Annotated in this window: 10 protein-coding genes and 1 pseudogene; 4 read left to right on the top strand and 7 right to left on the bottom strand. The window is 53.2% G+C overall.

The genetic code is table 11. From position 1 onward, the window contains the following. The 3 genes and pseudogenes from FKW19_RS04830 to FKW19_RS04820 all read right to left on the bottom strand — a co-directional run. Window positions 1-406, bottom strand: a pseudogene (locus FKW19_RS04830) (hypothetical protein); the annotation flags it as partial. 83 nt (window positions 407-489) lie between these two features. Then, entirely contained in the window at window positions 490-1,305 is an 816-nt protein-coding gene (locus FKW19_RS04825) for an NAD kinase (protein WP_089179377.1), read from the bottom strand. Between the two features lie 49 nt (window positions 1,306-1,354). Further along, window positions 1,355-2,584 (bottom strand): glycosyltransferase family 4 protein, encoded by a 1,230-nt coding sequence (locus FKW19_RS04820; protein WP_089179376.1) that lies wholly within the window; start codon window positions 2,582-2,584, stop codon window positions 1,355-1,357. 88 nt (window positions 2,585-2,672) lie between these two features. Between FKW19_RS04820 and FKW19_RS04815 the strand changes: the two genes are divergently transcribed. From FKW19_RS04815 to infC, 4 genes are all read left to right on the top strand, one after another. Next, window positions 2,673-3,536, top strand: a complete 864-nt coding sequence (locus tag FKW19_RS04815) for a hypothetical protein (protein ID WP_089179375.1) — start codon at window positions 2,673-2,675, stop codon at window positions 3,534-3,536. Then, complete coding sequence (locus tag FKW19_RS04810; RefSeq protein WP_089179374.1) at window positions 3,533-4,489, top strand: glycosyltransferase family 9 protein; 957 nt, start codon at window positions 3,533-3,535, stop codon at window positions 4,487-4,489. The genes FKW19_RS04815 and FKW19_RS04810 overlap by 4 nt, the downstream gene beginning before the upstream one ends. Before the next feature lie 45 nt (window positions 4,490-4,534). Next, window positions 4,535-6,466 carry a threonine--tRNA ligase gene (thrS, locus tag FKW19_RS04805; protein ID WP_063354455.1) on the top strand — a complete coding sequence of 644 codons (1,932 nt, stop codon included), beginning with the start codon at window positions 4,535-4,537 and terminating at the stop codon, window positions 6,464-6,466. A 155-nt stretch (window positions 6,467-6,621) separates the two neighbouring features. Continuing rightward, complete coding sequence (gene infC / locus FKW19_RS04800) at window positions 6,622-7,158, top strand: translation initiation factor IF-3 (protein WP_035351884.1); 537 nt, start codon at window positions 6,622-6,624, stop codon at window positions 7,156-7,158. Window positions 7,159-7,227: 69 nt separating this feature from the next. Here the strand turns inward: infC and FKW19_RS04795 are convergent, their stop codons facing one another. The 4 genes from FKW19_RS04795 to FKW19_RS04780 form a co-directional block, all read right to left on the bottom strand. Further along, complete coding sequence (locus FKW19_RS04795) at window positions 7,228-7,941, bottom strand: SIMPL domain-containing protein (protein ID WP_035351887.1); 714 nt, start codon at window positions 7,939-7,941, stop codon at window positions 7,228-7,230. Window positions 7,942-8,151: 210 nt separating this feature from the next. Further along, window positions 8,152-9,033 carry a HAMP domain-containing sensor histidine kinase gene (locus FKW19_RS04790; RefSeq protein ID WP_089179373.1) on the bottom strand — a complete coding sequence of 294 codons (882 nt, stop codon included), beginning with the start codon at window positions 9,031-9,033 and terminating at the stop codon, window positions 8,152-8,154. Between the two features lie 94 nt (window positions 9,034-9,127). Continuing rightward, window positions 9,128-9,805 carry a response regulator transcription factor gene (locus FKW19_RS04785; protein ID WP_089179372.1) on the bottom strand — a complete coding sequence of 226 codons (678 nt, stop codon included), beginning with the start codon at window positions 9,803-9,805 and terminating at the stop codon, window positions 9,128-9,130. Window positions 9,806-9,880: 75 nt separating this feature from the next. Next, window positions 9,881-11,005, bottom strand: coding sequence for an AI-2E family transporter (locus tag FKW19_RS04780; RefSeq protein WP_089179371.1), 1,125 nt, complete (start codon window positions 11,003-11,005; stop codon window positions 9,881-9,883). Window positions 11,006-11,043: the final 38 nt, after the last annotated feature.

Here is an 11,043-nt window from a genome sequence, read left to right as displayed (position 1 = left end):
GTGCGGGTGCGGGTGCGGGTGCGGGTGCGGGTGCGGGTGCGGGTGCTTTGGCTTCAACCGGGTGCTTGGTAACCGGCTTGGGGGCAGGTGCACTTTTAGGCGCTGCTGCGGCTGGCTGCGTGTTTTTTACGCTGGATGTTTCTTTTTTCTGTGCTGTGGAAGCTTGCGGCTTTTCTGCTACGCGGCGGCGCGTTTCAGTATGCGCAGGCGTTGTTGCCCGGCGAGGTGCTGCTTCATGCACAGGTGCCGCAGGTGTTGTGGGCGCGGTTATGGGTGCTGCCCCGCCCAAACTGTCCAGAGCCTGACTGTTGGTAACAATCTGAGCATGTGAGACCGCGCTGGTGGCAAGCAAGCTTGCGGCACACAAAAGGGCAAGGCGGCGAGAGAAAGGAAACATGTTCTGCATTAAATGGAAGACTAATCCAGAAAAAGAGGAAGAAGACCAGAGGGAAGCTGCTTTTGGCGCCTGAAAGCGGCCACACTGCGGCATCATGCAGAAAACTGTTCCGCCGCAATACGTTCAGAAAGGGTTTGCCCAGGGTCAAACAACAAGGTTACGGCCAATTCGCGGTCTTCCCACGCTTGCACAGAAACAACATCCCGAATTTCTATCGAATCGGCAACGGCTGCAACCGGGCGCTTGTCGTGTTCCAGAACACTAAAACCGACATGGGCCGATGAGGGCAGAAGTGCTCCGCGCCAGCGGCGTGGGCGAAAGGGGCAGATAGGGGTAAGTGGAAGCAGGTTGCCAGAAAGTGGCACAATAGGCCCGTGGGCAGAAAGGTTATAAGCGGTGGAACCGGCTGGGGTGGCCAATAAAGCGCCATCACAAATCAACTCGGGAATGCGCACCAGCCTATCCACATCAATGCGTAATTTGGCTGCCTGTCGTGTCTGGCGGAACAGATACACGTCATTCAGCGCCAATGCTTCATGTGCTTCGCCATGTGCCGTTACGGCTTTCATGCGTAAAGGGTGAATGATTGCAGCCTGTGCATGCGCCAATCTGTAAGGAAGGTCTTCTTCATTCGTAGGGTTCATCAAAAAACCCACGGAACCACAGTTCATGCCATAAACTGGGGTTGTCAGCCCGGCTTCCAGAATAACGCGTAGGGTTTCCAGCATAAAACCATCACCGCCCAAACAGATCACTACGTCTGCCTCACCGGGGTGGCAGTTGCCATAACGGGTCACCAGCCGATCAAGCTCATCACGGGCGGTTTCTGTAGGGGCCGCCATAAAAGCCAGATGTTGCGGAGGTCGCATAAAAATGGAGGGCGGAGTTGTAAGAGAAGTAGCAGTCATGTCTGTGTCCTGCTTCCTTCCAGGTCAGGAAAATTAAAGTCTTTCTTCCTTATCCTGCAAATGTTGGTTCCTGAAAGAGGGCAGGATCATTTTTAATGCCAGCAAAGTGTTCTGCCAGAGTGGTATCAAGCAGTTCATCATACACAGCCAGTGTGGCATGTTGCATGGCAAAGGTGCTGTAATGGCTCAGTACCATCTGGCGTGCGGCATATCCGATAGCTTCCAGAATTTCTGGTGGCGCAACCAGCACGTCATAAATGGTCTGTGCCAGTTCGTTGGCGTTTTCTGGGGTAAAGCTAAAGCCCGTCTGGCCATGGGCAACGGTTTCTACTGCTGCACCATGATGCGCCACAATAACCGGGCAACACATGGCCTGTGCCTCCACCACCACACGGCCAAAAGGTTCTGGGCGGAGAGAGGGCACAACCACCATGTTGGCAAGCATCATGGCGGCGGGCATATCATCGCAATGGCCTGCAAAGCGCACGCGGTCAGTCAGGCCTAATTGCGCCGCTTTTGTGCTGAGTTCCTGCGCATATTTATCTTCGGGCGAGCACCCGCCAGCAAACACGCAATGCCAGTTTATATCTGGCAAAAGGTCTAGAAGCTGGGCCAACGCATCCAGCACAAGGCTTTGGCCTTTCCATGCCGTTAGTCTGCCGGGCATAAGAATAACCGGGGCATCAGCCGGAAGCGCCCATGCTTCTACCAGACGGTGCACACGCTGGCCGGATACCATTTGTGGCGAAAACTGATCGGTATCTGCCCCGCGCGGGATAGTACGTAGCCGATCTGGCCCGACATGATATTCTTCCGTAAGGCGCTGGGCGATGTGGTTGCTAATGGCAATAACGCGGTCCCCAGATGCTAAAACAGCGTTGTAGTGCCGCTTGCCGGGAAAGGTGTTGGCGTGCACGCCATGCCATGTTGTTACAAAAGGTGTTTGTGTGCGCTTGCAGGCCATTTTGGCCACCCATGCAGGCGCGCGGGATCGGGCATGAACAAGTTGCACATTGTGCTGGCGAATAATGTTGCTGAGGAAATGACTGTTTTTGGCAATCTTCAAGGGGTTTCGGCTGCCACAATCGGGAAGGGTAATGTGCTCTGCGCCACTATGCCGCAGCAGAGGTTCCATACGCCCACCAGCGCTGATGACAAGCGCCTTGCCCCCAGCTTGTGTAATGGCCTGTGCCATTTCTATGGTGCCTCTTTCCACTCCGCCCTGCTCCAGAGCGGGCAGGATTTGCAGGATGGAGGCAGAGGCCAGAAAACTGCTCATGAACAGGGTGTTATCATAATTTGCACATTTTGTGCCATAAGATCAGTAGGGCAGAACTGTTCTTCCTTTTCAGGTTCCCGGCCTGTGCGTGAATGAACCTGTTTGTTATGGAGGCAGGATGAAGTTTTCTTTTGTGCCTACACGGCGGCATCTTCCCTGCGTGGTTGCAGGTACAGCGTTGCTTGTTTCCGCCCCAGTTACGGCGGCTACAGCACGCGGCCATGCTGCGGATACATCCGGGCCAGTAAGCGGGCAGAAATGGTCTGTAGAAGCTTGTATGGCCATGGTGGGGGATGATCCATTTGGCGCAAGAGATTACGCACTGGACTGGGAGCGCCACGGTAACGGAGGGCAGGAAGCCAAGCATTGTCATGCTTTGGCATTGCTGGAAGCCGGGGATGAAGAAAGTGCAGCAGCGGAACTGGATGAACTTGCCCACCAGCCTATAGAGCACGCAGAGCGCGCGCCTTCCAGCTTTCGGGCCGGGCTGGAGGAAGATGCCGCGGATGCATGGCTTTCTGCCGGGCAACCAGAAAAAGCTTTGCGCAGCGTAGATTACGGGCTGGCGTTTGAGGATGACACCCGCCTGCACCTGTTGCGTGCTCGCGCTTTGCTGGCGCAGGATCAGGCTGATGTGGTGGTGAAAGAACTCTCTGCGCTGGTGGCTAAAAAGCCAGATATTGGAGCCGAGGGGTATGTTTTGCTAGCATCGGCGGAACGTCGCGCAGGGCAGCTTGATGCTGCGGCCATGCACGTAGCACATGCTTTGGAAATAGAGCCGGAAAACCCGGCAGCTTTGCTGGAGCGCGGCATTGTGCGTGAACGTAAAGGGGATGCCACCGGCGCACAGGCAGACTGGCAGCGCGTGCTTGATCTGGCACCAGATAGTCATGAAGCAGATCTGGCTCGGCAGGATCTTGCTGTTATGGCCGCAGATCCGGATACACCATGAGCCATTTAATATATTCTGAAAAACCCCAAGGGGCTTCACCGCAACGTATTCTTGTTATCCGTTTGGGTGCGTTGGGAGATTTCGTGCAAAGTTTTGGCCCATTTCAGGCTATCCGGCAGGCATATCCTGCTGCACATATCACTTTGCTTACAACAGCGCCGTTTGTTGAACTGGCCCGGCTTTCACCCTGGTTTAATGAAGTCCTTACGGATATGCGCCCACATTGGGCAAATGTGCCGCAAATATACGCACTGCGTAAGATGTTGCGCGGGTATGACAGGGTTTATGATCTACAGACATCCGCCCGTACAGCGCGTTATTTTGCGTTGGCAGGACGGCCCGCTTCATGGTGCGGGCATGTAGGAGAGGGCAGACTTGCCCATTTAAACCCATGGCGGGATGAGATGCACACGCGCGCCCGCCAGCGTGATCAGTTGCGTATGGCTGGCATAGAAAATGTGTCACAACCAGATGTTTCATGGCTGCGTGATAAAGGGCCAAAGCTTGATACCCCCTATGTGCTGATTGTGCCGGGGGCAGCCGTGCATCGGCCTGCCAAACGCTGGCCTGCCAGACGGTATGGTGAGCTGGCGGCAGAAATTGCCCGGCGTGGTTTGTGCCCAGTATTGGTGGGGCATGAAACTGAACAGCCCTTGGCAAAGGATATTCTGTCTTATTGCCCACAAGCCCTAAATTTAATGGGCCAGACCACTCTGCCAGAACTTGCAGGGCTGGCTGCGCGGGCGCAATGCGCTGTGGGGAATGATACAGGCCCAATGCATTTGGCTGCCGTTATGGGCTGCCGCTGCGTTGTGCTGTTTTCTGCTGATAGTAACCCCGCACTTACGGCTCCGTTAGGGTGGCAGGCAGGGCAGGTGCGCGTACTTCGTGTGCGTGATCTTGCATTGCTTTGTGTGCAAAGGGTTGCAGCCGCGCTCTGGTGGCGTCATTAAGCATCTTCTATCAGTTTCTGATTTTCTTTTCTGGAGCCTTTGACCATGCCCGCCATTACCTTGCCTGACGGTTCTGTTCGTAGTTTTGACGGGCCGGTAACAGGCACGACGGTGGCGGAAGCTATCGGCCCCGGTCTTGCTAAAGCCGCACTGGCCATGGAAGTGGATGGAAAGCTGTGCGATATCCGCCAGACCATCCAGAAAGATGCTGCCCTTCGCTTTATTACCCGCAAAGATCCGGAATCTCTGGAGCTTATCCGGCACGATGCCGCGCATGTGCTGGCCGAAGCCGTGCAGGCGCTGTACCCGGGCACTCAGGTTACAATCGGTCCGTCCATTGAAAACGGCTTCTATTACGATTTCTATCGTTCCGAACCGTTCTCCCCGGAAGATTTCGCGGCCATTGAAGCTAAAATGCGGGAAATTGTCGCCAAGGCTGAACCGTTTGTGCGCGAAGTCTGGAAGCGCGATGATGCGATTCAGTTTTTTGAAGATCGCGGTGAAAAATTCAAAGCCGAGCTGATTCGCGATCTGCCGGAAGATGAAGAAATTTCTATCTATCGGCAGGGTGAATGGCTGGATTTGTGCCGTGGCCCGCATCTGCGCACCACCAAGGATGTTGGTAACGCTTTCAAGTTGATGAAGGTGGCTGGCGCCTATTGGCGTGGGGACCATCGTAACCCCATGCTAACCCGTGTGTACGGCACGGCATGGCGTGATCAGAAGGAGCTGGACGCGCACCTGCACCAACTGGAAGAAGCAGAAAAGCGCGATCATCGCCGGATCGGTAAGGAAATGGGCCTGTTCCATTTTCAGGAAGAAGCCGTGGGACAGGTGTTCTGGCACGCCAAAGGTTGGCGGCTTTATACGGCGTTGCAGGATTACATGCGCCGTGCCCAGACACGCCATGGTTATCAGGAAGTGCGCACACCACAGCTTGTTGACCGGGCACTGTGGGAGGCTTCTGGCCACTGGGACAAATACCGCCATCACATGTTCATTGCGACGGTTGAGGACGAAAACAAAACCCTCGCCCTCAAGCCTATGAACTGTCCTTGCCACGTACAGATTTTCCGTCATGGCCTGCGCTCTTATCGTGAACTGCCGCTGCGTATGGCGGAATTTGGCGCATGCCACCGGTATGAGCCTTCTGGTGCATTGCATGGCCTGATGCGTGTGCGTGGCTTTACGCAGGATGATGCGCATATTTTCTGCACCGAAGATCAGATTGCAGATGAAACAGTGCGTTTCGTGAAAATGCTGCATGATGTGTATCAGGATCTGGGCTTTGAGCATGTGCGCGTAAAGTTTGCAGATCGCCCAGAACAGCGTGCTGGCAGCGATGAGGTATGGGACAAGGCTGAAAACGCACTGAAGGAAGCTTGCACCGTGGCTGGTGTGGAATACGAACACAACCCCGGTGAGGGCGCATTCTACGGCCCCAAACTGGAATTTGTGCTGCGTGATGCCATTGGGCGTGATTGGCAGTGCGGCACTTTGCAGGTTGATCTGGTTCTGCCTGAACGACTCGATGCCAGTTATATTGGCGAAGACTCTGGGCGGCATCGTCCCGTTATGCTGCATCGTGCCATTCTGGGATCTTTTGAACGGTTCCTTGGTATTCTGATCGAACAGCACGCAGGGCGTTTCCCGCTCTGGTTGGCGCCAGTGCAGGTGGTGGTGGCCTCTATTGTAAGTGACGCCGCACCTTATGCAGAGGAAGTGGCTGCCGCTTTGCGTGAAGCCGGGCTGGCTGTAGAAGCCGATGTGCGGAATGACAAGATCAACGCCAAAGTGCGCGAACACAGCGTGGCGCGTGTTCCGGTGATTCTGGTAGTTGGCCGACGTGAAGCAGAAGAGCACACCGTTGCCATGCGCCGCCTTGGCACGCAGGCGCAGGAGACTCTGAGCTTGAATGATGCGGTTGCACGCTTGAAAAATGAGGCAACGCCGCCAGATTTACGCAAAAAAGGGTGAAGCAGAGTTTTCTTGTCACAGCAGGGCAGCAATGAAGATGTTTTTGTGCTTGCCCTGCTTGATAAAGCGCAGATAATTGCGCACATACTAACAACAGGTAGAAGCGCCCAAAAGGTGCCTCTGCAAATTATTGAAATGTACTACAGGAGCCGACCATAGCCAGATCACCGTATCCCGCGCCGCCCAGCCGAGAAGGGCCGCGAGTGAATGAAGAAATCCGTGTGCCGCAGGTTCGCCTTATTGATGAAAATGGCGAAATGGCCGGTATTATGACTGTGCGTGATGCTTTGGCAAAAGCGTATAGTGTTGGGTTGGATCTTCTAGAAATAAGCCCAAATGCCGAGCCGCCTGTTGCGAAGATTCTTGATTACGGCAAGTTCAAATACGAACAGCAGAAAAAGCGCAACGAAGCCAAAAAGAAGCAGAAGGTCATTGAAATCAAGGAAGTCAAGGTTCGTCCGAATATCGACGAAAATGACTACCAGGTTAAAATGCGTGCTGTGAAAACCTTTATTGGTGAAGGTGACAAGGTAAAGGTTACGCTGCGTTTCCGTGGTCGTGAAATGGCGCATCAGGAACTGGGTATTAAGGTTCTGGAACGCATTCGTGGCGAAATGGATGAGGTTGCCAAGGTGGAGCAGATGCCGCGCCTTGAAAACCGCCAGATGATCATGGTTCTGGCCCCGCGCTAAACCGTGTTTTTAGTCTGATTGCCAGTAAAACCCCTGCTTTCTTATTAAGGAAGCAGGGGTTTTTTTGTTTTACGGGCCAAGCAGGATAGTTGCACGCGCGTTTGCGTGAACATGCTGGGTTTGTGCGGTGCTGGATGGTGCTGCTGCCGAGGCATCTGCACTGCGCGCCATAGACATCATCATAGGCATGGGGCGGATGATGGGGTTTTCAGATATAGTGACATTTGAAAAGCGCACGACATGCAAGCCCAGAGACGCAGCCACCGTGTCTGCCTGCTTTTTTAGCTCGGCAATGGCGTTCTTTTCAGCATCCAGTAGCAGATCTTCACGCTTGTCATCAGAAATAGACCAATCCAGACTTTCCAGAATAAGGCCATTTGCCTGAAACTGTCCGGCTAAGGGCAGGAGCGCGTTACCATTTTGGGCTTTCAGGCTCAATCTCTGGGTCGCTGTCCAAAAAGCGGGCTCTTTGTCTGGGCGCGTTTCAGAAACATCGTACCCTGTTATCGCTAACTGCACGGCATCATTTTTGCTGGTTTGTTCGGTAATTTTTTGCACCAGCGCATTTACAGCCTGCTGGGCTGTTGCTGCATTTTTGTTACGTGCTTCTGCCCGGAATGTGGCGGTAAGCTGGTCTGGGGCGGAATCTGTTGTGCCAGAAGCAGAAAGCTCAAGCTTGGTAAAAGTATTTGTATCTTCCGCATGAGCTGGGGGGAGCATTGCCATGAATGCGCAGGAACTTGCGGAAAGCAGGAACAACATGGAGCGAGAATAAAAACGCATCAGCGGGTGTTTCCTTTTGATGTCAGAGTTGTTGGGTAAAAATGAATGAGGTTAGATGTTTCCCTGTTGGCAAAGAGCAGCGCTTTTTCTGAGGCTGTCCACCACAGGTGAATACTTACTGCTGCGATAACAATCTATCAGTAGGGCAAGTTCAAGGCAGAAAGGCAATGTATCTGCGGCAAAGGGATGATTGTATTCGAAAACGTTAGATTAGCGATTAATTTCCATAGTCTTACTGATTTTAGTGCGAGGCAAGGGTACCTCAATACGCACGATTAACCCCGGATTGTTGTGGGCTAGATGAAGTTGGCCACCATGACGTTGCACAATCGCCTGCACAAGAGAAAGCCCAAGACCAGAGCCTGAAATATGGTGTGTCTGCTTGGCCCGAAAGAAACGTTGTGTGGCATGCGCTATGTCTCGTGGCGTCATGCCTATGCCGTGGTCAGTTATGGTGATTTCTACGATGCCATCATTTTCTGAATGAGGTGAGGGTAGAATAAGCTGGGCGGAGCAGGCAATGACGCCTTTGGGCGGAGAAAATTTAATGGCGTTGTCCAACACATTGGCAATGGCCTGCTGGAACATGGTGCGATCACCATAAAACGGAAGTTTTTCGGGGAAAATGGTCTTGATCGTTATTCCACGATCTTCTGCAACAGCGGAGTAAAGTTCCAGAATATCCCGTAGGGCAGGCACCAGATCAAACTGGCTAAAGGCCGAATGGCGGCTGCCAGCTTCTATCTGCGCAATACGTAACAGTGCGTCACAAATACTGGTCACATGGTCAAGCTGCTCAATAGCATGCTCAATGGCTGTGCGGAGTTCAGCCTCAGTGTGTGCGTGTAAGGCTCCATCTTCCAGTTGGGAACGTGCACGGGCAATAGGGGCACGCAGATCATGCGCAATGGCGTTGGAAGTTTGTCGCACGTTATCCATCTGCTGGCTGATACTATCCAGCATGGTATTTATGGCGGTGGTAACCTCATCCCCTCCATTTCCGTTTCCGGTGAGTGGGATGCGCTGGGAGAGATTGCCATGAGTGATGGCAGCCGTAGTTTTGTGAATGAGATGAATAATGCGTTGGAACATTTCGCAGATTACTCAATCAAAACGGTAAAGATAGGCTTGCCAATTTAACCCATGCAAAAAGGTTTTTTATCTGATCCTCTGGCCGCAAAAATGTTCATTCTTGCAGCATGTATCCTGCATTACGGATAGTATGAACCAGCGGGTGATGAAACGGTCTGTCTATTTTTTGGCGAAGGCGGGAAATATGCACGTCAATGACGTTTGTCTGGGGGTCAAAATGGTAATCCCACACGCCTTCTAGCAGCATGGTGCGCGTAACAACCTGACCGGCATGGCGCATCAAAAATTCCAATAGGCGGAATTCACGCGGTTGCAATTCAATCTTCTGGCCTGCACGCCGCACATTGCGCGAGAGCAGATCTATTTCCAAATCTCCAATAGTAAGGCGTGTCTGCGGTTGGGCCTCGTTTCTGTTACGGCGCACCAGTGCTTCCAGACGTGCCTGAAGCTCGGAAAATGAGAAGGGTTTTGTAACGTAATCATCCCCTCCGGCTTTCAGTCCGGTCACTTTTTCATCCACATCAGCTAAGGCGGAAAGAAGAAGTACAGGGGTTAAATTATTTTGGTTGCGCAATGTTTGTAGGATATGAAGGCCTTCAACACCCCCCGGCAGCATGCGATCTAGAATGATCACATCAAACTTTTCGCTGGCAGCAAGAGATAACCCGCTTTTGCCATCTTCAGCCTGTTCAACCAAGTGTCCAGCTTCCGCAAGACCCTTGGCTATAAAATTGCGAACTGTTTGATCGTCTTCAACAAGAAGAACGCGCATGATCCAGACCTTACATTATCCAGAGCGTATTACCAAAACCTTACGATAAATATACATTCATGTCACGGTCCGCGTTTAAATCTGGTCTTTTTCATCCAGCTTGGGGGTAAGGCCATCCAATGTTGCCATCAACACAGCCGTCAGCGGAGAGGCAAAAATCAGGCCCGGAAAACCCAAGATGGCGCCAAAAAGTGTCTGTGACAAAACTGTAAGAGCAGGGGGCATTTGTACGGCGTGGCGCTGAATAACCGGGGCTAGCACATTACCTTCTAGAAACTGGATCACGCTATAAAGTACAGCCACCATAATGGTTTCCCGCGTGCCAAGAGAAAGTGCCAGCAGCAACGCAGGAACGGCTCCCATAATGGCGCCAATATAGGGGATAAAGTTACACAACCCAGCAAGCACACCCAGCGCCAACGCCAAAGGCACGCCAATAAACCACAGGCCAAGGCCAGAAAGCGTGCCAACTACCAGCATGTCCAAAGATTGCCCGGCAACCCATGCCCAAAGTGTCTGTCCAGCCCTAAGCAGAAGATCACGCACTTTGGGGCGTTTGGAAACAGGCACCAACCGTAGAAAGCCGTTGGCGTAAACTGCAGGGGACATGGCAAAATACAGCCCGGCTATCAGCACAACCAACAATGTGCCGATAGCCCCAAAAGCAGATCCCAGAATGCCTGTCATGGATCCGGCAATGCGAGAGCCAAGAGAGGCAAGGCTGCTGGTATCTCCACCGCCAGCCTGATGTCCCCCCAAGGAAGCAGGCAGGTAGTTCAGGATCATCTGGCCGGTGGGCGTGCTTTGCAAAGTGCTACGCAGTGCGGTTTCCTGCTGGCGCAAGGCATCTTGCAGGCGCAAAGCTTCGCTAATCATGGCTGGGCCGCTGTTCCAGACCAAAAAGACAGCACTGCCAATCAACCCGCAGATAACGGCACTGAGAGCCCACCCATATGGCAGCCGCAGATGGCGCACCAGAATTTTAGACAGCCCATGCAGCACCACAGCACAAAGCACGGATGCAAACACAACCATCAACACATCGCCCATCAACCAGACTACCAGGGCAATAACGGCACCGCTGAAGGTCATACGCAGGATTCTGGAGATGGATTGCAGCCACTCAGCAGAGTGTGGCTTGCCTTCATACGGCCCGCCAGCAAGAGGGGGGGCAGGAGAAGAAGGGGTGTCTGAAGGCATGCGCAAGTGTCTTTCGGAAGGCTGCTTGAAGCTGGAAT

Source organism: Acetobacter sp. DmW_125128 (assembly GCF_008704325.1).
Taxonomy (GTDB): domain Bacteria; phylum Pseudomonadota; class Alphaproteobacteria; order Acetobacterales; family Acetobacteraceae; genus Acetobacter; species Acetobacter oryzifermentans.
This window is presented reverse-complemented; position numbering and strand designations above follow the sequence as displayed.

Excerpts from the sequence above, each read along its gene's own strand:
- FKW19_RS04825 (WP_089179377.1), bottom strand. The coding sequence starts at position 1,305 with ATGACTGCTACTTCTCTTACAACTCCGCCCTCCATTTTTATGCGACCT.
- FKW19_RS04820 (WP_089179376.1), bottom strand. The coding sequence starts at position 2,584 with ATGAGCAGTTTTCTGGCCTCTGCCTCCATCCTGCAAATCCTGCCCGCT.
- FKW19_RS04810 (WP_089179374.1), top strand. The coding sequence starts at position 3,533 with ATGAGCCATTTAATATATTCTGAAAAACCCCAAGGGGCTTCACCGCAA.
- thrS (WP_063354455.1), top strand. The coding sequence starts at position 4,535 with ATGCCCGCCATTACCTTGCCTGACGGTTCTGTTCGTAGTTTTGACGGG.
- FKW19_RS04795 (WP_035351887.1), bottom strand. The coding sequence starts at position 7,941 with ATGCGTTTTTATTCTCGCTCCATGTTGTTCCTGCTTTCCGCAAGTTCC.
- FKW19_RS04790 (WP_089179373.1), bottom strand. The coding sequence starts at position 9,033 with ATGTTCCAACGCATTATTCATCTCATTCACAAAACTACGGCTGCCATC.
- FKW19_RS04785 (WP_089179372.1), bottom strand. The coding sequence starts at position 9,805 with ATGCGCGTTCTTCTTGTTGAAGACGATCAAACAGTTCGCAATTTTATA.
- FKW19_RS04780 (WP_089179371.1), bottom strand. The coding sequence starts at position 11,005 with ATGCCTTCAGACACCCCTTCTTCTCCTGCCCCCCCTCTTGCTGGCGGG.